Here is a 22,564-nt window from a genome sequence, read left to right on the forward strand (position 1 = left end):
TTCACCTCGCTCAGGAAGACTTCCTCACACGGAGATACCACTCGCACAGCAGCCTGACCTGCTTTTCCGTGTAGCCCTTCTCCACCATCCGGTCGACGAAGCTCTGGTGTTTCGTCTTGTCCTCGGCCGAGGCCTTGGCGTTGAACGAAATCACCGGCAGCAGGTCTTCCGTGTTCGAGAACATCTTCTTCTCGATCACTTCGCGCAGCTTTTCATAGCTGGTCCAGTTCGGATTGCGGCCGCTGTTGTTGGCGCGCGCCCGCAGCACGAAGTTCACGATCTCGTTACGGAAGTCCTTCGGATTCGCAATGCCTGCGGGCTTCTCGATCTTTTCCAGCTCATCGTTCAGCGCGCTGCGGTCGAAGCTTTCGCCGGTTTCAGGATCGCGGAACTCTTCGTCCTGGATCCAGCAGTCGGCAAACGTCACGTAGCGGTCGAAGATGTTCTGGCCGTATTCGGAGTACGACTCCAGGTAGGCGGTCTGGATCTCCTTGCCGATGAACTCCGCATAGCGCGGCGCCAGGAAGCCCTTGATGAACTCCAGATAGCGCCGGCGGATCTCGTCGGGATAGTCTTCGCGGCCGATGCGCTGCTCCAGCACGTACATCAGGTGCACGGGATTGGCGGCCACTTCAGTCTGGTCGTAGTTGAAGACGCTGGACAGGATCTTGTACGCGAAACGCGTTGAGACGCCGGTCATGCCTTCGTCGGTGCCCGCGTAGTCCTTGTATTCCTGCAGCGCCTTGGCCTTGGGATCGACGTCCTTCAGGCTTTCGCCATCGTAGACCCGCAGCTTGGAATAGATGCTGGAATTCTCGGGTTCCTTCAGGCGCGTCAGCACCGAGAACTGCGCCATCATGTCCAGCGTTCCGGGCGCGCACGGCGCTTCGGACAGCGAGCTGTGATGCAGCAGTTTTTCGTAGATGCGGACCTCTTCGGACACCTGCAAGCAGTAAGGCACCTTGACGATATAGATACGGTCAAGGAACGCCTCGTTGTGCTTGTTGTTGCGGAAGGTCTGCCATTCCGATTCGTTCGAGTGGGCCAGGATCGTGCCGTTGAACGGGATGGCCGAGAAGCCTTCCGTGCCCTTGAAGTTGCCTTCCTGGGTGGCCGTCAACAGCGGATGCAGCATCTTGATCGGGGCCTTGAACATTTCCACGAACTCAAGCAACCCCTGGTTCGCCAGGCACAGACCGCCGGAATAGCTGTACGCGTCCGGGTCGTCCTGCGAATGGCGGTCGAGCTTGCGGATATCAACCTTGCCCACCAGCGACGAAATGTCCTGGTTGTTTTCGTCGCCCGGTTCGGTCTTGGCGATGGCGATCTGGCGCAGCACCGACGGATTCAGGCGCACGACACGGAACTTCGAGATGTCGCCGTCGAATTCCTTCAGGCGCTTGACTGCCCACGGCGACATGATGCCGGTCAGGTAGCGCTTCGGGATGCCGTATTCCTTTTCGAGCGTGTCGCCGAACCGTTCAGGATGGAACAGCCCAAGCGGCGATTCGTTTACCGGCGATCCCTTCAACGCGTAGATGGGAAAACTTTCCATCAGCGCCTTTAGCCGTTCCGCAATGGACGACTTGCCGCCGCCCACCGGTCCCAGCAGATAGAGAATTTGCTTACGCTCTTCCAGTCCCTGCGCAGCGTGTTTGAAGAACGCGACGATCTGTCCGATCACGTCCTCCATGCCGTAGAACTCCTGGAACGCGGGATAGCGCCGGATGGTCCGGTTGGAAAACAAACGGGAAAGACGTGGGTCGTTGCGCGTATCCACGATTTCAGGTTCGCCGATCGCGGCCAGCATGCGCTCAGCGGGGCTGGCGTAGGCCATGGGATCGCGCTTGGCGAGGCTCAGATACTCCTCGAGTGAGAGCTCTGACTCCTGCTCTCTTGCATACTGCGACTTGAAGCCTTCGACGATGTTTTGCACGGAAACCTCCTACATACAACACGCGAAAAATTCAATACGTCCCTACATGCCCATTGTGCATCAGCGTCTGCGAATTACTAAACAACTTCGCGGTTGGCGCTTTCGGCAAGTTGTTATGTTGCTTTCGCCACACATCAACCATAAGCACGATCGGACCCTTTGTGTTTAGGCTGCACCCCTTTCGCACTAGTTCCGTCAGGGATTGCAACTAACGTGAGCAAGTTAACTCGTCGTCTCGAGCATAGACCCGCATATAGCGTGCCTGACGCAACCGCACATGAAATGGTCGGCAACGAAACGACGGAATGAGCGATATCCGATGGATTCTTGTTGGCCCGGGATAAACCCGGAGCGTTCGCCATGCGATCGCAGCGAACGGGCTGAACGGCGCTGGGCGACTTCGTTCAGTGGCGTGCCGGTCGGTGTTGAACTGCGCCGATTCGCGGCACGGGAATCCGTGGTGACGAGGGCGCGCGGCGGCTGTGCGGGTGGTCCGTGAGCGCGTAGCGCCAAGTCATGCCGCTTATGCTAAGCCCGTGACTCTTTTGTGGCAATTCATTTTGCGCGAATATTTACTCGCGTAATCACGCGAAACGCCTTCGTGCGCTTTGCGGCGCACGCCCATCGCGCATGCCGATCTCCTCGCATCGAGAAGGTGCATCGTGCAGACGCAGGCTGCGCGCGGCCTTCAAACCATTGGCAGCCGAACGCGCGGAGTGCTAACAGCAAATCCGTTACGACAACGTGGGCAACGCCACGCTTTCCATCAACTGCCGCCACGTGCCTGCCACGCGCGCGCGCACGCACAGATCGGCGCCTACGCGCTTGGTATCGGTAAATTCGTAGCGCCGCGCGGCGTCCAGGTGTTCGAGTATCGGCAAGCGCACCATGCCCGCCGCGTCGCCCAGCAGCACAGGCGCCAGATACAACAGCAGTTCGTCAACGCAGCCAGCCGACACCAGCGCACCGCTCAAGCCCGCGCCTGCCTCGACGTGAACCTCATTGAACTGCTGCTCGGCCATCCAGCGCATCATATCGAGCAGATCGACGCGGCCAGGCTCCGTGCCCGGCAAACACACCACGCGAGCATTCTTGCCGGCCAGGCGCGCTGCCTTCGCGGCATCTTCGCGCGCGGTGAACACGATGACTTCTGCGCCATCGAACAACCGCGCGGTTTCCGGGATCTGGAAATGTCCGTCCACCACAGCCTTGCGCGGCTGGCGCGGCGTATCGACGTCGCGCACGTTCAGTTGCGGATCGTCCTTGAGCACGGTGCCCATGCCGGTCAGCACGACGCAGCTGCGCGCCCGCCAGCGGTGTCCGTCCGCCCGCGCTTCCGGTCCGGTGATCCATTGCGACATGCCGTTATGCAGCGCGCTGCGGCCGTCCAGCGACGCCGCCATCTTCATCCACACCCACGGCAGGCCTCGGCTCATGCGCGAGATGAAGCCAGCGTTCACCGCCAGCGCCTCTTCGCGGCAGACGCCGGTGGTCACCGCGATACCCGCTTCGCGCAGCCGCGCCAGCCCCTGCCCGTTGACGAGCGGATTCGGATCACCCATGGCGACCACCACGCGCGCCGGCCGCGCCGCCAGCACCGCATCGACGCATGGCGGCGTGCGGCCAAAGTGGCTGCACGGCTCCAGCGTGACGTACAGCGTGGAACCGGCGACCGTCTCGCCGCGCGCTTGCGCGTCGCGCAGCGCGCAGATTTCGGCGTGCGGACCGCCGGGCGGCTGTGTCGCGCCTTCGCCCAGCACGCGGCCGTCACGCACGATCACGCAGCCGACCCGGGGATTGGGCGCGGTGGTGAACATGACGGTGTGCGCCAGCGCCAGGGCGCGTCGCATCCAGAAGAGATCGTCGGAGTCGCGGGTAATGTCCATGCCGAGGATTGTATGTCCGCCGCGCACGGATCTACCGCGCGCCCCGTGCGCATTCCGGCTGCCAGCCCGCCATGTCCGTTTTGGGCCGCCGGCCGTCTTGGAACGCGCTCGCGGATCCGGCCAATCGGGAGTAAAAATGGCGTCACCCCCACGAATCCATGGCTAGGAGGCCCGGAAATGAAACAGGCACTTATCGTCATCGACGTCCAGGAATCCTTTCGCCAACGTCCGTTTTGGGACGAATCGGAGTATCCGGCGTTCATTTCGCAGATCCAGCCGCTGATCGACGCCGCCGCCGAAAAGGACATTCCGGTCCTGCAGGTATTCCACACCAGCCCCTCCGACGACCCCGCCAATCCGTTTTCGCTCGCCTCCGGCCACGTCAGGACGCTCAAGGAAGTGCGAATTTCGCCCACGGCGGTGTTTCACAAGACGGTGCATTCGTCGCTGTACGCCAAAGACGAGAATGGCGCCTCGCTGCACGATTGGCTGCTCAAGCACGGCGTCGAAGGCATCATCGTGGCCGGTATCCGCACGGAACAATGCTGCGAAACGACGTCGCGCCATGCCAGCGACGCCGGCTTCAAGGTGGTGTTTCCCACCGACGCCACGCTGACCTTTGCCATGCAAAGCCCGTCCGGCAGGCACTACACCCCGGCCGAGATCCGCGACCGGACCGAGCTGGTTCTACAGGGCCGCTTCGCCCGCATCGTTCGCGCTGCCGACGCGCTGGCGGCGTAGCGACCGGCGGGAAGCGCAGATGATCCCGGTGTATTTCGTGGTGCCGCGGGGCATCGTCCTGCTGGACCTGGCGGGTCCGGCGGAAGCCTTTCGCGTGGCCAACAAGCTGTGTCCGGGCACGTTCGCGCAGCATTTCTGCGGCCCTTCCCGCGACGTCGAAAGCGGCATTCCGGGCCTGCACCTGGCGCACGTGCAACCGCTGCCGGCGGCCGTGCCCGGCAACGCGCTGGTCATCATCTCGGGCGTGGTGGGCAAACACACGCGCCTGGACGACGACGATGCGCGCGCCATCGTCGACTGGCTGGCGGTTCGCCATCCGGCCGACGGCTTCACCTTGATGACGGTGTGCGCGGGCGCGCTGTTCGCGGCCGCAGCCGGCCTGACGCGGCAGCGTGAGTGCACCACGCATCACACCTGTCTGGAACAGCTTGCCGCGCTGGATCCCACCGCCCGCGTGCTGGACAACCGCATCTTCGTCGAGGACGGCAACCTGGTCAGCAGCGCGGGCATTACGGCCGGGATCGATCTGGCCTTGCACATGGTGTCGCGCCATTGCGGCCCACGTGCGGCCAGCGAGGCGGCGCGCGACATGGTCGTCTACCAGCGCCGGGCGGGCTCGGATTCCGCGTTGTCGCCCTGGCTGGACCATCGCAGCCATATGCACCCGGGCGTGCACCGGGTCCAGGATGCCGTCATCCGCGATCCGGCCGCGCCCTGGTCGGCCCAGTCGCTGGCGGATCAGGCGCACACCAGCGCCCGGCATCTGACGCGCCTCTTTCGTGAACACGCCGGCTGCACGCCGATGGACTATCTGTATCAGATCCGCGTGGCGCTGGCGCGCGACTTGTTGCGCGACACCCGGCTGGACCTGGAGCGCGTGGCGGAAAAGTCCGGATTCGGGTCGGCGCAACACATGCGCCGGGTATGGCGCAAGTTTCAGCCGCTGACGCCGAGCCTGATGCGCGGGGAGTTCACGCCTGGAGATGCCCTGCTCGGGACGCCAATGCAATGAACGGCGCCCCAGGCGCCGTTCATTGTCAGTCAGGCCGCGCCGTGCAGCGCTAGTCCTTGCGCAGCTTGCCGGGCAGCAGCGGCCCCTGCATCTCGCGGATCGCCTCGACGAACTCGCCGATGTCCTCGAAGCTCTTGTAGACCGAGGCAAAGCGCACGTAGGCCACCTTGTCGAGCTTGCGCAGTTCGGTCATGACCAATTCGCCGATGTGCTCGGACGGTACTTCACGCTGGCCGCTGGCCAGCAGCTGTTCCTCGATGCGCGCGACGGCCGCATCCACGTCTTCCGTGCTGACGGGGCGTTTGCGCAGGGCCAGGCTCAGGCTGGCGCGCAGCTTGGCCGGATCGTATTCGCTGCGGCTGCCATTGCGCTTGACGATCGAAGGCATGGCGAGCTCCACCCGTTCATAGGTGGTGAACCGCTTGTCACAGGACAGGCAACGGCGGCGACGGCGAATGGCGTCGCCCTCTTCGGAGACCCGGCTGTCGACGACCTGCGTTTCGGCATTGCCGCAAAATGGACACCGCATGTGTGATCCCTAAAGGCGCTGAAGGCAAAAATTGAGCATATTGTAACGACGGCATGATGCAAAGCGGCATTAGGGACGAATCCGACGCCGCCGCGACATCGGCTCATCGTGCGGCAGATGCCAACGCCTGCCCGCCCATAAAGATCAAGGGACGGCACCCTTCGGCGCCGTCCCTTGGTATGAATCTGCCCGGAAGCGGCCAGGCCGCGTCCGGGGCACCTGCTTACTTCTTGCCGTACACCGGCAGACGCGAGGTCAGTTCATTGACCTTGGCGCGCACGGCGGCGATGTTCGCTTCGTCGCGCGGGTTGTCGAGCACGTCGGCGATCAGGTTGGCGGTCAGCTCGGCATCGGCTTCGGTGAAACCGCGGGTGGTCATGGCCGGCGTGCCCAGGCGGATGCCGCTGGTCACGAAGGGCTTTTCCGGGTCGTTCGGGATGGCGTTCTTGTTGACCGTGATGTGGGCCTGGCCCAGCACCGCTTCGGCTTCCTTGCCCGTGATGCCCTTGGAACGCAGGTCCACCAGCATGACGTGGCTTTCGGTACGACCCGAGACGATGCGCAGGCCACGCTTGACCAGCGTGTCGGCCAGCACCTTGGCGTTCTTGACCACTTGCTGCGCGTAGTCCTTGAACGAGGGTTCCAGCGCTTCCTTGAAGGCCACGGCCTTGCCGGCGATGACGTGCATCAGCGGACCGCCCTGGATGCCGGGGAAGATCGCCGAGTTGATGATCTTCTCGTGCTCGGCCTTCATCATGATGACGCCGCCGCGCGGGCCGCGCAGCGACTTGTGCGTGGTCGAGGTGACGAAGTCGGCGTGCGGAACCGGGTTGGGGTAGGCGCCGCCGGCGACCAGACCCGCGTAGTGGGCGATGTCCACCATGAACAGCGCGCCGTTCTCACGAGCGATGCGGGCCATGCGTTCGAAGTCGATATGCAGGGCATAGGCCGATGCGCCTGCCACGATCAGCTTGGGCTTGTGTTCCTTGGCCAGCTGTTCGACCTGCTCGTAGTTCAGGACTTCGTTTTCATCCAGGCCGTACGAGATGAAGTTGTACAGCTTGCCCGACGCGTTGACCGACGCGCCGTGCGTCAGGTGACCGCCTTCGGCCAGGCTCATGCCCAGCACGGTGTCGCCCGGCTTGAGCACGGCCATGTACACGCCCTGGTTCGCCTGCGAGCCGGAGTTGGGCTGCACGTTGGCGGCCTCGGCGCCGAAGATCTGCTTCAGGCGGTCGATAGCCAGTTGCTCGACCACGTCCACGTATTCGCAACCACCGTAGTAGCGCTTGCCCGGGTAGCCTTCGGCGTACTTGTTCGTGAGCTGCGTGCCTTGCGCTTCCATGACGGCCGGGCTGGCGTAGTTCTCCGAAGCGATCAGCTCGATGTGCTGCTCTTGGCGCTGATCTTCCTTCTGGATGGCGGCCCAAACGTCCGGGTCAGCCTTGGACAAGGTGAGGTTGCGGTCAAACATGACGGGGGTTTCCTGAGGCGGTAAATGAGGAGAAACGGCAAAAATGAAAACAGCGTCGGGTGGGTAAACCCGCAGAATGCTGAGTAGTTTACCCCGTCACGCGGGATCATTTGCGCTCAAAACGGCCGGAACCGGGCCAAATTCCGGCGGACGGGCGCGAAAACCACGGCATCGCCGCGGGCCGGGAAACGGCTCTCATGACGACTTGAGAAAGATTCATGCAAAGGGCAGCGGCAATAAAAAGGGCCGCGCTTGGCGGCCCTGCGTACATGGCGGTGTCGATCAGGCCGACGTGGCCCCGATTTGCTTGGGCGCCAGCGCCGGATTGAGCGTATAGGTGCCGGTCAGCGACGCTTGCGCCAGCACATGCTTCTGAATGGCCCGCAGCGCGTCTTCGCCATTGAAAGAGCCTTGCAGGTTCAGGCTGGGCACGTCCAGCGCGTACAGCGTGAAGATGTAGCGATGGACCAGGGCATCGTTCCAGGGCGGGCACGGGCCGTCGTAGCCGAAGTACTCGCCGCTCATGTCGTGGTCATTGGCGAACCACGACGAGTAGGAATTGATGCCTTGGCGCGCATCCATGGGGGCCAACGGGCCGCCCTTGCCGCGCGGCGTGATGCCGTTGGAAAACGCGCCTTCGTCGATCTCGCGCAGGTCGGCCGGCAGGTCGACCAGCACCCAATGGAAAAAGTCGACGCGGGCGAGGTCGGCGGGGACTTCGCGGCCTTCCTGGTTGACGTCGTCAGGACGCGAGGGCACATCGGGATCATGGCAGATCAGTGCAAACGACTGCGTGCCCGCGGGGACGTCGTCCCAGGAGAATTGCGGGTTGCAGTTGTCTGCCAGCGCGACGTGCGATTGCGCATCGATCTTGCCGAAAGCGTAGCGTTCGGGAATCGACTCGTGATCGGAAAAAGACAAACTCGAAAGTTCCATGTCGTGCTCCTTTAAATGCCGCAAAGGCGCCAGGCGTTTGTATGTACCCTGAGCGTATCAAAACTTCGCATTTACGGGTTCAAGTTAACACGCGCAAACTTGCGCTTGCCCACCTGAACGACGTAAGTCCCGGCCGGCAATTGCAACGATTTGTCTTCCACGCGATCGCCGTTGACGCGCACGCCGCCTTGCTCGACGTTGCGCTGCGCTTCCGAGCCGGAAGCGACCAGCCCAGCTTCACGCAACAGCTTCAGGATGCCCACTGGCGCGCCGCCGATGTGGACTTCGGGCATGTCGTCAGGCATGGCGCCGTCGCGGAACCGTGCCTCAAACGAGGCCAGCGCGTCGTCCGCCGCCTTGGCGGAATGGAAGCGCGCGATGATTTCCTGGGCCAGCATGACCTTGGCGTCGCGCGGATTACGGCCGCCGTCGATTTCCTGCTTGAGCGCGGCGATGTCCTCCAGTGAGCGGAAGGAAAGCAGCTCGAAGTAGCGCCACATCAGCGTGTCGGAGATCGACATGAGCTTGCCGAACATGGAATCCGGCGACTCTGAAATGCCGATGTAGTTGCCCTTGGACTTGGACATCTTCTCTACGCCGTCCGTCCCGACCAGGAGCGGCATCGTCAGGATGCACTGCGGCTCCTGTCCATATTCCTTTTGCAGCTCGCGTCCCACCAGCAGGTTGAACTTCTGATCGGTGCCCCCCAGCTCCAGATCGGACTTCAGCGCGACCGAGTCGTAACCCTGCATCAGCGGATACAGGAATTCATGCACCGAGATGGGGATGCCGCCCTTGAAGCGCTTGGTGAAGTCTTCGCGCTCCATCATGCGGGCGACCGTATAGCGCGATGCCAGCTGGATCATGCCGCGCGCGCCCAGGGGATCGCACCACTCGGAGTTGTAGCGGATCTCGGTGCGGGCCGGATCCAGCACCAGGCTGGCCTGCGCGTAATACGTCTTGGCGTTGGCCTCGATCTGTTCGCGCGTCAGCGGCGGGCGCGTGCTGTTGCGGCCGCTGGGGTCGCCGATGGTCGAGGTGAAATCGCCGATCAGGAAGATGACGTTGTGCCCCAGGTCCTGCAGCTGGCGCATCTTGTTCAGCACCACCGTGTGGCCCAGGTGAATGTCCGGTGCGGTCGGATCCAGGCCAAGCTTGATGCGCAGCGGCACGCCGGTGGCGCGGCTCTTGGCCAGCTTGCGGGCGAATTCGGACTCGACCAGCAGTTCATCGCAGCCGCGCTTGGCTATACGCAGATCCGCTTCGACTTCGGGGGTAATGGGGGCTTCGGTGGGTGACATGACAGGGGGCCCAAGGCGGCTTCAGCCGACAAAAAGGTGTAAAAAGTGACGAAAACTATCGTAAATTCTAGCCGAATCGGCTAGGATACCGGCCTAATCATACGCAACTGCCATATGTACGCAGGTGCGTTCGCTCTACCATCCCTTGTTCACAAGATGCGCCCCGCGCCAGCCCTTGCCCCGGAAACGTGGCGCGCGAGGGCCGTTCGTGTACCGCACCCTGAGAGTTCAAGCCACCTGAGAGGGTATTTTCACGATGACTCGTGGCCTCCACGAACTGGCGAGTGGCCTCAAGCGCAAAGTCGCTGCCGTATTTGCGCCCGTTGAGCCCAAGCCCCATCGCTCGGGACTTTTCCGCCGCACGCTTCTCGTCACCGCAATTGGTCTGTTCGCAGGCGCCGCCGCTCTCGGCATGGTGCAGCAACCCGACCGCACCGAACTCCCCCCCTCGCGCGTCATCCAGAGCATTCTGCCGCTGACCGCCGAGCAAGTCGAAGTCAGCACGCCCAGCGCCGCCCCTTACATCAGCGAAACCCGGATCCGTCCGGGCGACACGCTGTCGGCCGTGCTGCAGCGTCTGGAACTCGACGCCCCCAACCTGCAATCCTTCCTGACGCACGACGCCAGCGCCCGCAGCATCTACAAGCTGTACCCGGGCCGCTCGGTGCAGGCCGCCACGGACGAACAGGGCAATCTGGTCTGGCTGCGGTACATCCACACCCCCGGCAACGAAACCGACGGCCAGGTCGTGACGCGCATGCTGCACGTGGCCCCGTCCGGCGACAGCTACAAGGCCGAGGAAGTCACCGAAAGCACCGAACGCCAGACCCGCGTCGCCGTCGGCACCATCAAGTCTTCGCTGTTCGGCGCCACGGACTCCGCCGGCATCCCGGACTCGGTCACCATGCAGATGGCCGACATCCTCAGCGCCAAGATCGACTTCCTGCGCGATCTGCGCCAGGGCGATCAATTCCGCGTGGTCTACGAAGTGCGCTCGCACGACGGCCGCTACGCCGGCGCCGGCCGCGTGCTGGCCCTGGAATTCATCAACGGCGGCAAGACCTTCAACGCCGTCTGGTTTAGCCCCGACGAAAAGTCGGGCTCCTACTACGACTTCGACGGCACCAGCCTGCGCGGCGCATTCCTGCGCACCGCCCTGAAGTTCAGCCGAATCAGCTCGACGTTCGGCATGCGCATGCACCCCATCCACAAGACCTGGACGGGACACAAGGGCGTCGACTACGCCGCGCCGTCGGGCACGCCGATCCACTCTACCGCGGACGGCACGGTCGAATTCTCGGGCTGGCAGAACGGCTACGGCAACGTGGTCATCGTCAAGCATCACGGCAAGTATTCGACGCTGTACGCGCACCAGAGCCGCATCGCCGAAGGCGTCACCAAGGGCTCCAAGGTTTCGCAAGGCCAACTGCTGGGCTATGTCGGCTCCACCGGCTGGGCCACCGGCCCTCACCTGCACTACGAGTTCCGCGTCGACAACCAGCCTATCGACCCGCTGTCGGTAGACCTGCCCGTGGCCCGCGCCCTCGAGCCCGCGGAAGTCCGCGCGTTCAACCAGGCGGTCGGCCCCTACAAGCAGCAGATCCAGTTGCTGACGCAATTCCAGCAGACGCTGCCCGACGCGCTGACCAACGTGGCCAGCCGCTAAGGCAGGTCCGCAATAAACAAGCCCGCGCGCAGCGGGTGCGGCGGCGGGGCGAAAAGCCCCAGCCGCCTTTTTTATTTGGAGGCGCCCGTGAATGCCACCCTGCCCTTGCAGCAAGACCGCCGCACGCTCTACATCGGCCTGATGTCGGGCACCAGCGTTGATGGCGTCGACGGCGTGCTGGCCCGCCTCGAGGACGGCCGGCCGCCGCAGGTATTGGCCAATGCCAGCCTGCCCATGCCTGAGAATCTGCGGCGAGAGCTGCTGGCGCTGAATGTCTCCGGCGGCGACGAGCTTGCCCGCGCCGCCCTCGCGGCCAATGCGCTGGCGCGCGTGTATGCCCAGGCCGTGGCAAAGCTGCTTGCGGATGCCGGCGTGGCCGCGGCCGATGTCAGCGCCATTGGGGCACACGGTCAGACCGTGCGGCACCGACCTGACCTGGGCTACACGCTGCAGCTCAACGCGCCTGCCCTGCTGGCGGAACAGACCGGAATTTCGGTGATCGCCGACTTCCGTACGCGCGACGTCGCCGCAGGCGGCCAAGGCGCGCCGCTGGTGCCGCCGTTTCACGCCGCCATCTTCGGCGCCAGCCACGGCCGCGCCGTGCTGAACCTGGGCGGCATTGCCAATGTGACATTGCTTGAGCCGGGGCAGCCAGCGCGCGGCTTTGACACCGGTCCGGCCAACGTGCTGCTGGATGGCTGGTGCCAGCGCCACCTGGGCCGGCCTTACGATGCCGGCGGCCGCTGGGCCGCAACGGGGCAGGTGCTGGCGCCCCTGCTCGAACAACTGATCGGCAGCGAGCCGTGGTTCGGTTTGCCGCCCCCCAAGTCCACGGGCCGCGACCTGTTCAACATGCAGTGGCTGGACGCCCGACTGGCGGAGTTCGACGGTGCCGCGCCCGCCCCTCAAGATGTGCAGGCGACGCTGCAGCGGCTGACCGCCAGAACGGTTGCCGATGCGATCGACCGGGCCGCCGCGGGGACGCAGGAAGTCTTTGTGTGCGGCGGCGGGGCGCACAACGCCGGCCTGATGCAGGAACTGGCGTATTGCCTGCAACGCCCCGTTCGCCCCACCGATGCGCTTGGCGTGCCGGCGCAGCAGGTGGAGGCCTTGGCATTTGCGTGGCTGGCGCATGCGTTCATGATGGGCAAGCCGGCCGGCCTGCCCAGCGTGACCGGCGCACGTGGCCCGAGGATTCTTGGAGCGCTGTATCCGGCTTGAGCTCCGCATCAGCCCCAGGCGGCGGTCTAAGCTTGGCGTGCCAAGCCCACGGCAGGGACGCGCCGCATCCCCCGCCGCGCGTCAAGCGCCACCCCAATGCAAAAAGCCCTTCGGAAAACCGAAGGGCTTTTTTCTTTCCTGCCTTGGCGATTACACCGAGAACGAGGAGCCGCAGCCGCAGGTGGTGCTGGCGTTGGGATTGCGGATGACGAACTGCGCGCCTTCCAGGTCTTCTTTGTAGTCGATCTCGGCGCCGACCAGGTACTGGAAGCTCATCGGGTCGACGAGCAATTGCACGCCGTCCTTGTCCAGCACGGTGTCGTCTTCGTTGACGACTTCGTCAAACGTGAAACCGTACTGGAAGCCAGAACAGCCGCCGCCCTGCACGAACACACGCAGCTTCAGTTCGGGATTGCCTTCTTCGGCCAACAGGTCTTTCACTTTGGCGGCAGCCGAGTCGGTGAACACCAGGGGAACAGGCGGGGGGGCCTGAAGGTCGACGGTTTCGGTCACTGCATTCATGGTTCACTCCTGGCCGATTCGGCCATATTTCAGTGAGCGGCGTCGCCGCTCGTATGGTGTCACTATAGCGCAGGGCTTGACCAGACTCAAAGTTCCAGTTTGACACTGCGCGACGCGCGGACGGTTTCACCCTCGAGGACGCTGACGGTCACACTTTCGGGGACAAATCCCTCGGGCACGGCCAGGATGCCCTGGCTGCGCTGGTATTGGTCGAACTGCAGGGCGAGCGAGGCGGCGGCCAGGTTTTCGCCCGTGGCTGTAACGGGACCGGTTTCGGCCTTGACCTGCATGGGCGCGAGGTCGACGGTGACGGTTTCGCCCTTGAGCACCCCGGTGGCCTGGAAGCGCAGTGCACCCGCGAAGGGCGTTCCGCCATTGCGGCCGCTGCGCATCAGCAGCACCTTGTAGCGCAGACCGCCGCCTTCGCGGTCGATCTGCACGCCGCGGATGTCCACAGACCCTTCAGGACCGGGCGGCAGCAGTTGCTCATAGAACGCAAGCTGGTCGCGCACGCGGCCGACTTCGGCTTGCGCGGCGTGGAGTTGGGTTTCGAGCTCTTGGCGGGCGGATCGTTCGATGACCAGTTCGCCGTCGGCGGTATCGAGTTGGCCGCGGATGTAGCGCAGCTGCGTGGCCTGCTGTCGCATGGCCTCGTCCTGGGCTTCGGCCTGCTGGACGCTGATGACCACGGCGTCCTGCGGACGGTAGAGGTGCCGCGCATGAAAGAACCCGGCGGCGCCACCCGCCAGCACGCCCAGCAGCAGCATCGCGCATAGGCGCACGATGGCGCCATGACGGGCGCGAGGCGGGGAACTGACTGACGGATCTGCAGGCATAAAGAGCATTATTGGCGGCCCGCCGAGCGGGCCGCCCTGGCCTTACGGCAGGATGGCGACCTGGTCGAGGCCGACCGTTTCGGAGATGCCGAACATGAGGTTCATGTTCTGCACCGCCTGGCCGGCGGCGCCCTTGACCAGGTTGTCCTGCACCACCATGACGATCAGCAGGTCGCCATTGTCCGGGCGGCTGAGCGCGATGCGCAGGTTGTTGGAGCCGCGCACCGAACGCGTTTCGGGATGGCTGCCGGCGGGCATGACGTCCACGAAGGGTTCGTCGGCATAGCGCTGCTCGAACAGCGCCTGGAAATCGGTGTCGCGCGCTTCGGGCTTGATGCGGGCATAGATGGTGGAGAACATGCCGCGGATCATCGGCACCAGATGCGGCACGAACGTCAGGCCCACCTTGCCGCCGGCCAGCTTTTCGAGCTGGGCGGAGATCTCGGGGTGGTGACGATGGCCGGCCACGCCGTAGGCCTTGAAGTTGTCGGAGGCTTCGGAGAACAACGAGCCCACTTCAGCTTTGCGGCCCGCGCCGGACACGCCCGACTTGCAGTCGGCGATCAGCGTTTGCGTATCGACCAGCGCCTTGCCGCCTTCAAGTAGCGGCGCCAGGCCCAGCAGCACCGTGGTCGGGTAGCAGCCGGGGTTGCCGATGACGCGCGCCTTGGAGATGGCTTCGCGGTTCAGTTCAACCAGACCGTACTGCGATTCGGCCAGGATGTCCGGGCAGGTATGGGGAATCTTGTACCAGCGTTCGAACGTGGGGATGTCCTGCAGGCGGAAGTCGGCGGCCAGGTCGATGACGCGGGTGCCGGCGGCGATGAGCTCTTGCGCCTGCGCCATGGCCACGCCGTGCGGCGTGGCAAAGAAGACGACGTCGCAGTCGGTCAACGAGGCCTTTTCCGGCGCCGAGAAGGCAAGCTTCACACGGCCGCGCAGGTTGGGATACATGTCGGCGACGGGCAGGCCGTCTTCCTTGCGGGACGTGATGGCAGTCAGTTCCACGTTGGGATGCTGCGACAGCAAGCGCAGCAGTTCGACGCCGGTATATCCGGTGCCGCCGACGATACCAACCTTGATGCGGGTGTTCGATGCTTGGGCCATGATGGATGCTCTTCGGAGAACGAATGACGATTGTATCGCTCGGGAATCGGGGGATTGCACCGGCGTGCCGGATTTGGCACTGCAAACCTTTTTTCCGACCGGGCGGGTGGCGCGGAGTTCCGCGCTGGGCTGGCGATGACGCATTGCCGGCCCAAAAACAAAAAGCCCGCCGAAGCGGGCTTTTTGCAGGGCATTAACGCTTGCTGAACTGCTTGCGACGACGCGCCTTGCGGAAGCCGACCTTCTTACGTTCGACTTCACGGGCATCGCGCGTGACGAAGCCAGCTTGCGACAGCGAGGGCTTGAGCGTGGCGTCGTAATCGATCAGGGCACGCGTGATGCCGTGACGGATTGCGCCGGCTTGGCCGGTTTCGCCGCCGCCGTGCACGTTGACCTTGATGTCAAACGACTCCAGGTGGCCGGTCAGTTCCAGCGGCTGGCGCACGACCATACGGCCGGTTTCACGAGCGAAGAACTCGTCGACGGGCTTGCCGTTGACGACGATCTTGCCAGTGCCCTTCTTGATGAAAACGCGAGCCACCGAAGTTTTGCGACGGCCGGTTCCGTAATTCCAGTTACCGATCATGGCGTTTCCTTAGAGATCCAGCGTCTTGGGCTGCTGGGCGGTATGCGGGTGCTCGGCACCGGCATAGACCTTAAGCTTCTTGATCATGGCGTAGCCCAGAGGACCCTTGGGCAGCATGCCCTTGACGGCCTTCTGAATGGCACGGCCGGGAAAACGCTCTTGCATTTTCTCGAAGTTCGTTTCACGGATACCGCCCGGGTACGTCGTGTGGCGGAAGTACTTCTTGTCCTTCGCCTTGGCACCGGTAACAACGATATCGGACGCGTTGATGATGACGATGTAGTCACCGGTATCAACGTGAGGCGTGAATTCAGGTTTGTGCTTGCCACGCAGACGACGTGCGACTTCGCTGGCCACACGACCGAGGACTTTGCCCTTGGCGTCGATCACAAACCAGTCACGTTGGACTTCATGCGGCTTGGCCACAAAGGTCTTCATGATGGTTCCTAAGAATAAAAATTTGCTCTGGCCGGAACATCCCGCCAGTGTTCTTTCCCAAACTAGGCCGCGTATTGCAGCGCTTTGGCCACAAACTACAGCCCTTAATCGCCCCCCGCCTAAGCGTTATGAATCCGCCCGTGCAAAGGTCAAAATGAGGGAAAGCCTGAAATTCTAACACGGTTGCTCAAAAAATGGGCAAGCGGAAAGAATTCGAGTGACTTACGGCTGACCGCCGCCAGACGGCAGCCGCAATTTGGATAAGGGGACAAATGATGCCCCCTGCCCGCTCAGGCGCCCAGATAGGCTTCCAGCACGCGGGGATGGCCGAGCAGTTCGCGGCCGGTGCCCTTCAGCGCCAACGCGCCGTTTTCAAGCACGTAGCCGTGTTGCGCGATCTTCAAGGCCTGGCGCACGTTCTGCTCAACGAGGAACAGCGTGAGGCCGTCGGCGTTGATGGCGCGCAGTGAACGGAAGATTTCCTGGACCACGATCGGCGCCAGGCCCATCGACGGTTCGTCCAGCAGCAACAGGCGCGGCTTGGCCATCAAGGCGCGGCCGATGGCCAGCATCTGCTGTTCGCCGCCGGACAGGTTGCCGGCCATGCCGTTGATCCGTTCCTTCAGGCGCGGAAACAGGTTGAACACGTATTCCAGATCGGTGGCGACGTTCTTCAGGCCGCGGCGATAGGCGCCGAGTTCCAGGTTTTCCAGCACCGTCATGGTGGTGAGGATGGCCCGGCCTTCCGGCACCTGCACGATGCCGCGCGCGACCAGCTGGTTCGGCGCGAGATTGGTGACGTCTTCGCCCTCGAAGAGGATGCGGCCGCGCGCTTTGGGCAAGAGGCCCGACAGCGCCAGCAGCGTGGTCGACTTGCCGGCGCCATTGGCGCCGACCAGGGCGGTGATTTCGTTGGCGTTCAGGTCCAGGTCGATGCCGCGCACGGCTTCGATGTGGCCGTAGTTGACCTCGAGTCCGCGGACTTCCAGCATGGCGCTCATTTGGCGGCCTCCGCTTGTTCGGTGTCTTCGTCGTCTTCACGGCCCAGGTAGGCCTCGATGACCTGCTCGTTGTTGCGGATTTCCTCGGGACCACCGCAGGCGATGATCTTGCCGAAGTTCAGCACCGCGATGCGTTCGCACAAGCCCATGACGAAGCGCATGTCGTGCTCGATCATGAGGATGGTGTAGCCGCGGTCGCGGATCGCCAGGATCTCGCGCATCAGTTCGGCGCGTTCGCCGGTGTTCATGCCGGCGACGGGCTCGTCCAGCAGCAGCAGCTTCGGCTCGGTGGCCAGCGCGCGCGCCAGCTCCAGGCGGCGCTGCTCGCCGTAGGACAGGTTATCGGCCAGATCGTTGGCCTTGTGATCCAGGCGCATCCACGTCAGCAGCTCGTGCGCGCGTTCACGGGCGCGCTGCTCGTGCTCGCGGTAGCCGGGCAGGCCCAGGAGCAGGCTGGGGAAACCGTAGTTCATGTGGCGGTAGGCGCCCACGACGACGTTTTCCAGCAGCGTCATTTCCTTGAACAGACGGATGTTCTGGAACGTGCGGGCGATGCCCATGCGCGTGATGCTGTGCGGCTTCTTGCGCAGGACGCTTTCGCCCTGGAACGTGATGGTGCCGCCGCTGGGCGGCAGCAGGCCGGTGATGAGGTTGAAGACCGTGGTCTTGCCTGCGCCGTTCGGGCCGATCAGGCCGAAGATGGCGCCTTCGGGCACGGACAGGCTGACGTCATGCAGCACATGCAGGCCGCCAAAGCTCTTGGAGACGGAGGACAGCTCAAGCATGACGCTTTCCTCCCTGGCGGCTTTGACGCATCCAGCGCTTGAAGCGCGCCGGATCCCAGATGCCTTGCGGCAGGAACAACACAATCACCACCAGGATCACTCCATTCGCGATCAGGCGCAGATCCGCAAATCCACGCAGCAATTCAGGCAGCACCGTAATGATGAAGCTGCCGATCACGGGACCAGCCAAGCCGCCGATGCCGCCCAGGATCGCCATCGTCAGGATTTCGACGCCACGATCGAAGCCGTATTCGTTGGGACCGATGAAGAACGTCAGGTGCGCGTTCAACGCGCCAGCCAGGCCGGCGATCATGGCGCCGGCAACAAAGGCCAGCATCTTGTTCGAACGCACGTTGATGCCCATCAGGCCAGCCGCCGTCTCGTCGCCACGAATGGCGTCGAAGGAGCGGCCGATCTTGGAAGCACGCACGCGCCACAGCACGAACAGCACGATGATGACGGCCAACAGGACGTGCCACCACTGCGTGAGTTGCGGGATGCCGTTCAGGCCCAGCGCGCCGCCGGTAATGGACTCGGTGTTCAGGATGGTCACGCGGACCACTTCACCGAAGCCCAGCGTGGCCATCGCCAGGTAGACCCCCGACAGCCGCAACGTCGGCAGGCCGATCAGGGCCGCCACCAGCGCGGGCGCGGCCATGCCGCCAGCCAGCGCCACCGTGAACGGGGCGTCGTAGTTCATGGTGAGCAGCGCGGCGGTGTAAGCCCCGATGCCCATGAAGGCGGCGTTGGCCATGGCCAGCATGCCGCAGGCCAGCGTCAGCCAGATGGAGAGGGCCAGGAGTGCATTGGTGCCAAGCGTCAGCACCAGGTTGCCGTAGATGGCCCAGAAATTTTCGAATCCGCTCATACCTTAAGCCTTGCGTTGAACCACTTTGCCGAACAGACCTTGCGGGCGGACCAGCAGGATCAGGAACAGCAGGCCGAAAGCCACCGCGTCGCGCATGGTGGAGCCGATGTAAGCCACGGACAGCACCTCGGCGAAGCCCAGGAAGAGACCGCCCAGCATGGCGCCGCGGATGTCTCCCATGCCGCCCAGGATGATGACCGCGATGCCCTTGTGCAGCATCGGCTGGCCCATCAGCGGGAACAGCGCGTTCGAGTACAGGCCGATCAGCACGCCGGCCACGCCGCCCAGCGCGGCCGCGGCGAACGAGGTGGTGATGAACAGCTTTTCGACGTTGATGCCCAGCAGCCAGGCGGCCTTGGGCGATTCGGCGATGGCGCGCAGCGCGCGGCCGAACTGCGTGCGGCGCATGACGTACATCAGCACGGCCATCAGCGCGAACGACAGGAAGATGATGCCCAGTTCGATGACGGTCAGGTGCAGGCCGACGACTTCGATGACTTCCTCGGGCACGGTGCCGTGCGGGAAGCGCAGGTTGCTGGCGCCAAAGATGCTTTGGGCGCCGTTGTTCAGGATGATCCCGACACCGATGGTGGCGATCATGGGAATCAGGTGGGGTGCGTTGCGCTTGCGCAGCGGCTTGAGGACCAGGTAGTCGATGATGACCCCGGTGAAGCCGGCGACGAAGAACGCGACCATCAGCGCGGCCCACAAGGGCAGGCTGAACTGCTGGACCACGACGAGTGCTGCGTAGGCGCCAACCATGAAGACGGCGCCATGCGCCAGGTTGATCACCCCGAGCACGCCGAAGATCAGCGTGAAGCCCAGCGCGAACAGTGCATACACACAGCCCAGCGACAAGGCATTGACGAATTGTTGTTCGAACATGATGGGACTTTCCAGATCTGAGAGGGCCACCTCGCCGTGCCCACAGCGAGGTCTTTTCTGCTTCCGGGGAAGCTTTCTACTTGGGACGGCCCTGCGATAAAAAGCGCCTTGCAGACGGCCGGCAGGCCATCCGCAAGGCGCATCCCCCCGCGCGGGGATGCGTACTGCTTACTTCTCGATGACGTACTTGCCGTCCTTGGTCACGCTGACGATCGGCGCCTGGTCGGCGTCGTAACCGGCCGGCTTGCCGGCGCGGTCGTTGGCCTGGCGGAACTTGAACGGGCCGGTGGCGCCGGTCCAGGTCACGGACGGCAGCGCATCGCGCAGGGCAGCGCGATCCTTGGCCAGCTCGCCGGTGATCTTGGTGTTCTTCAGGGCCTGGGCAACGATGTACATGGCGTCGTACGACTGCGCCGCGAACTGGTCGGGGGCATTCGTGAACTTGGCCTTGTAGGCGTCGATGAACTTGACGTTCTCGGGAGCCTTGTTCTCGATCGACCACGGGCTCCCGATCCACAGATTGTTCGACGCGCCGCCGGGGGCCAGGTCGAAAATCTTGACCGAGTTCATGCCGTTGCCGCCGATGACCGGCACGTTCAGGCCGAGCTGGCGGGCCTGGACCATGATCGGGGCGCCTTCGGCCAGCAGTGCGGACAGCACGATGGCGTCGGGGTTGGTGCCCTTGATCTTGGTGAGCTGGGCCTTGAAGTCCACGTCGCCCTTGGCGAACGTTTCGGTCGTGGTGACCGGGATCTTCTGGTCTTCCAGAGCCTTCTTGAAGTTGTCGTAGCCGCTCTTGGTGAAGACGTCGTCGTTGCCGTAGAGCACCGCCACGTTCTTCAGGCCGGTCTTGGCCTTGACGGTGGAGATGGTGGCGGGCAGCACGTCGGCTTCGGTGACCGAGTTGCGGAACACGTAGTTGCCGATGGAGGTGATGCCGTCAGCGGTATTGGAGGTGCCGAAGGCGACCGTCTTGGCGGCCTGGGCGACCGGGTCGGCGGCCTGGGCGGAGTTCGACAGGGTGGGACCGAAGACCATCAGGACGTTGTCCTTGAAGATCAGCTTCTTGAAGACGTTGATGGCTTCTTCTTTCTTGCCTTGTTCGTCTTCGATCACCAGGACGATCTTGTTGCCGTTGATGCCGCCTGCGGCATTGATTTCATCGGCAGCGAGCTGGAAACCGTTGCGGATCGACACGCCGTACTGGGCGGCGCCGCCGGACAGGGCTTCAGCCACGCCCAGCTTGATGTCGGCAGCGTGGGCAGCCGGGACGATACCGGCGGCGATCAGCGCGGCCAGCAGCTTTTTGGTCTTGGATTGCATGGTTGTTACCACCTTAAAGTCTGTCTCGGAATATTGGTAATCCGGGCTGATGTAATCCTGCCGGATTGACGTCGATGCCGCCTAAAGGCCGCATGTATGCGCGTCAAGACCCGGGATATTACTCCTTTGTATCAGGCCGAAACTCGAATGCCGTTCAACAAAAGCCTCAAAACCGCCCATTTTTTTGTAAAAAACGTGTGGTTACTAGCACAAACCCTGAAACTCGCCGAATGCCATTCGGCACCGGCTTCCTCCTAACTCCTGGCCGAAAGCGCCACGCCCAGGTACTGGCCGAACGCGCCTTCAGTCAGGCGAAACCAAGGCATCTCGCTGTCGCGAAAGCCCATGTAACTATCATGCATTGCCTTGAATCTGGGGTCTTTGGCGCCCAAGTCCTTGTAGACCTGCTGCGATGCCTCAAACGCGGCGTCCATGATCGACCGGGGGAATGCGCGCACTTGCGCGCCATTCGAGGTCAATTGGGCCAGCGCTTGAGGGTTCAGCGCATCGAACCGCGCGGTCGCGGTGGTATGCGCGGCTAACGCGGCGGCCTGCACCACGGACTGGTAATGCTTGGGCAGCTGGTTCCAGGCCTCGTCGTTGATATACAGCGACAACTGTTCGCCGCCGGCCCACCAACCGGGTGCGTAGTAATACTTAGCTACTTTATTCAGTCCGAGCTTGGCATCTTCGTACGCGCCCGCCCCCGCCACTGCCTGCAGACCCTCTTTTTCGAAGAGCTCGGCCAGCTTGGCCAGATCGGCCTGCTGGGGGACAACGCCCAGACGGGACAGCACATCGCCGGCCAAGCCGCCGACTCGCATCTTCAGGTCTTTCAGGTCGCCGGTGCGCTTGATTTCCTTGACGTACCAGCCGCCCATCTGGGCGCCGGTGTTGCCCAGCGGAAAGTTGATGATCTTTTCGGGTTTGAAGAGCTCGCGCGTCAGGCGCAGGCCCTCGCCTTCGTTCATCCAGGCGTTCATCTGGCGTGCGTTCAGGCCGAACGGCACGGCCGCGTCGAAGCTGAATGCGGGGTTCTTGGCGTAGTAAAGGCGCGAGGAGACGTGACCGCATTCCACCTTCTTGGTGGACACCGCTTCCATCAGGTCGGCGGCGGCAACGACGTCGCCGTCGGGGAAGTGGCGGATATTGAATTTGCCGCCCGTGGATTCGGCAACGAACTTGCAGAAGTTTTCGGCAGCGCCGACGCGCAGGTCCAGGGCGCTGGGAAAGCCTGAAGACAGGCGCCAGCTCACCGAGGGCATGTCCTGGGCGAACGCGGGCGCGCTGACGGCGGCGCCAGCGACGGCGCCCAGGCTGGCGCGCTTCAGGAATGAACGTCGTTGCATCACTTTGCTCCTATACAGCAACACCCGGGACTTTGAGCAATACCCGCCGGATATTACACGGTGGCAGTGGCCGGAACGGCTAGAGGAAATCCCGAGCGTAAAGGCCTTGCAATGCGGGGGGATTGCAAAGGGGGGGATTGCAAAGCGGACAAATTGCAGGAA

General features: G+C 63.5%; 21 protein-coding genes. 4 read left to right on the forward strand and 17 right to left on the reverse strand.

The genetic code is table 11. The features are described 5' to 3' along the window. Positions 1 to 10: 10 nt before the first annotated feature. Together B3446_RS19715 and ribD are read right to left on the reverse strand one after the other, a co-directional pair. On the reverse strand, positions 11 to 1,927 hold the full coding sequence (locus B3446_RS19715) for a PrkA family serine protein kinase (RefSeq protein WP_370633001.1): 1,917 nt from the start codon (positions 1,925 to 1,927) through the stop codon (positions 11 to 13). A gap of 743 nt (positions 1,928 to 2,670) precedes the next feature. Then, positions 2,671 to 3,786, reverse strand: a complete 1,116-nt coding sequence (ribD, locus tag B3446_RS19720; protein WP_409558264.1) for a bifunctional diaminohydroxyphosphoribosylaminopyrimidine deaminase/5-amino-6-(5-phosphoribosylamino)uracil reductase RibD — start codon at positions 3,784 to 3,786, stop codon at positions 2,671 to 2,673. A gap of 213 nt (positions 3,787 to 3,999) precedes the next feature. Here ribD and B3446_RS19725 point away from each other — a divergent pair, with 213 nt between their 5' ends. Then, positions 4,000 to 4,563 (forward strand): cysteine hydrolase family protein, encoded by a 564-nt coding sequence (locus B3446_RS19725; protein ID WP_291384305.1) that lies wholly within the window; start codon positions 4,000 to 4,002, stop codon positions 4,561 to 4,563. Between the two features lie 19 nt (positions 4,564 to 4,582). Then, positions 4,583 to 5,575, forward strand: coding sequence for a GlxA family transcriptional regulator (locus B3446_RS19730; protein ID WP_291384306.1), 993 nt, complete (start codon positions 4,583 to 4,585; stop codon positions 5,573 to 5,575). 49 nt (positions 5,576 to 5,624) lie between these two features. Here B3446_RS19730 and nrdR read toward each other — a convergent pair whose 3' ends face one another. The 4 genes from nrdR to tyrS all read right to left on the reverse strand — a co-directional run bounded on the left by nrdR (position 5,625) and on the right by tyrS (position 9,815). Next, complete coding sequence (gene nrdR / locus B3446_RS19735; RefSeq protein WP_191578192.1) at positions 5,625 to 6,104, reverse strand: transcriptional regulator NrdR; 480 nt, start codon at positions 6,102 to 6,104, stop codon at positions 5,625 to 5,627. Positions 6,105 to 6,327: 223 nt separating this feature from the next. Beyond that, complete coding sequence (glyA, locus tag B3446_RS19740; protein WP_175139111.1) at positions 6,328 to 7,578, reverse strand: serine hydroxymethyltransferase; 1,251 nt, start codon at positions 7,576 to 7,578, stop codon at positions 6,328 to 6,330. Between the two features lie 282 nt (positions 7,579 to 7,860). Then, a complete protein-coding gene (locus B3446_RS19745) occupies positions 7,861 to 8,514 on the reverse strand; it encodes a YbhB/YbcL family Raf kinase inhibitor-like protein (RefSeq protein ID WP_175125462.1) in 654 nt (217 codons plus the stop codon). Positions 8,515 to 8,585: 71 nt separating this feature from the next. After that, a complete protein-coding gene (gene tyrS, locus B3446_RS19750; protein WP_291384310.1) occupies positions 8,586 to 9,815 on the reverse strand; it encodes a tyrosine--tRNA ligase in 1,230 nt (409 codons plus the stop codon). Between the two features lie 256 nt (positions 9,816 to 10,071). Here tyrS and B3446_RS19755 point away from each other — a divergent pair, with 256 nt between their 5' ends. Together B3446_RS19755 and B3446_RS19760 are read left to right on the forward strand one after the other, a co-directional pair. Next, positions 10,072 to 11,481, forward strand: a complete 1,410-nt coding sequence (locus B3446_RS19755; protein ID WP_175139114.1) for a M23 family metallopeptidase — start codon at positions 10,072 to 10,074, stop codon at positions 11,479 to 11,481. Between the two features lie 87 nt (positions 11,482 to 11,568). Further along, the gene (locus B3446_RS19760) at positions 11,569 to 12,702 is read left to right on the forward strand and encodes an anhydro-N-acetylmuramic acid kinase (RefSeq protein WP_291384314.1); all 1,134 of its coding nucleotides are present in this window, start codon (positions 11,569 to 11,571) and stop codon (positions 12,700 to 12,702) included. A gap of 150 nt (positions 12,703 to 12,852) precedes the next feature. On the opposite strand, the gene erpA is transcribed toward B3446_RS19760, so the two are convergent. The 11 genes from erpA to B3446_RS19815 all read right to left on the reverse strand — a co-directional run bounded on the left by erpA (position 12,853) and on the right by B3446_RS19815 (position 22,402). After that, positions 12,853 to 13,224 carry an iron-sulfur cluster insertion protein ErpA gene (gene erpA, locus B3446_RS19765; RefSeq protein WP_063951957.1) on the reverse strand — a complete coding sequence of 124 codons (372 nt, stop codon included), beginning with the start codon at positions 13,222 to 13,224 and terminating at the stop codon, positions 12,853 to 12,855. A gap of 86 nt (positions 13,225 to 13,310) precedes the next feature. Continuing rightward, on the reverse strand, positions 13,311 to 14,060 hold the full coding sequence (locus B3446_RS19770) for a DUF6776 family protein (RefSeq protein WP_175186499.1): 750 nt from the start codon (positions 14,058 to 14,060) through the stop codon (positions 13,311 to 13,313). Between the two features lie 42 nt (positions 14,061 to 14,102). Further along, positions 14,103 to 15,167, reverse strand: coding sequence for an N-acetyl-gamma-glutamyl-phosphate reductase (argC, locus tag B3446_RS19775; protein ID WP_191578195.1), 1,065 nt, complete (start codon positions 15,165 to 15,167; stop codon positions 14,103 to 14,105). Between the two features lie 193 nt (positions 15,168 to 15,360). Next, positions 15,361 to 15,753, reverse strand: a complete 393-nt coding sequence (gene rpsI, locus B3446_RS19780) for a 30S ribosomal protein S9 (protein WP_008163098.1) — start codon at positions 15,751 to 15,753, stop codon at positions 15,361 to 15,363. Between the two features lie 9 nt (positions 15,754 to 15,762). After that, entirely contained in the window at positions 15,763 to 16,191 is a 429-nt protein-coding gene (rplM, locus tag B3446_RS19785) for a 50S ribosomal protein L13 (RefSeq protein ID WP_056564379.1), read from the reverse strand. A gap of 290 nt (positions 16,192 to 16,481) precedes the next feature. Continuing rightward, positions 16,482 to 17,192 (reverse strand): ABC transporter ATP-binding protein, encoded by a 711-nt coding sequence (locus B3446_RS19790; protein WP_175139116.1) that lies wholly within the window; start codon positions 17,190 to 17,192, stop codon positions 16,482 to 16,484. Then, positions 17,189 to 17,977 carry an ABC transporter ATP-binding protein gene (locus B3446_RS19795; protein ID WP_175139117.1) on the reverse strand — a complete coding sequence of 263 codons (789 nt, stop codon included), beginning with the start codon at positions 17,975 to 17,977 and terminating at the stop codon, positions 17,189 to 17,191. Before B3446_RS19795 ends, B3446_RS19790 begins: the two co-directional genes overlap by 4 nt. Further along, positions 17,970 to 18,845: a branched-chain amino acid ABC transporter permease gene (locus B3446_RS19800; protein WP_105237282.1), complete on the reverse strand. Its 876-nt coding sequence runs from the start codon at positions 18,843 to 18,845 to the stop codon at positions 17,970 to 17,972. Before B3446_RS19800 ends, B3446_RS19795 begins: the two co-directional genes overlap by 8 nt. Positions 18,846 to 18,848: 3 nt before the next feature. Continuing rightward, complete coding sequence (locus B3446_RS19805) at positions 18,849 to 19,730, reverse strand: branched-chain amino acid ABC transporter permease (protein ID WP_291384324.1); 882 nt, start codon at positions 19,728 to 19,730, stop codon at positions 18,849 to 18,851. Positions 19,731 to 19,898: 168 nt separating this feature from the next. Further along, positions 19,899 to 21,053, reverse strand: a complete 1,155-nt coding sequence (locus tag B3446_RS19810; protein WP_191578196.1) for an ABC transporter substrate-binding protein — start codon at positions 21,051 to 21,053, stop codon at positions 19,899 to 19,901. A gap of 254 nt (positions 21,054 to 21,307) precedes the next feature. After that, positions 21,308 to 22,402 (reverse strand): TRAP transporter substrate-binding protein, encoded by a 1,095-nt coding sequence (locus B3446_RS19815; protein ID WP_291384326.1) that lies wholly within the window; start codon positions 22,400 to 22,402, stop codon positions 21,308 to 21,310. Between the last annotated feature and the right edge of the window lie 162 nt (positions 22,403 to 22,564).

The organism is Achromobacter sp. UBA5777, assembly GCF_002418565.1.
Taxonomy (GTDB): Bacteria; Pseudomonadota; Gammaproteobacteria; order Burkholderiales; family Burkholderiaceae_B; genus Achromobacter; species Achromobacter animicus.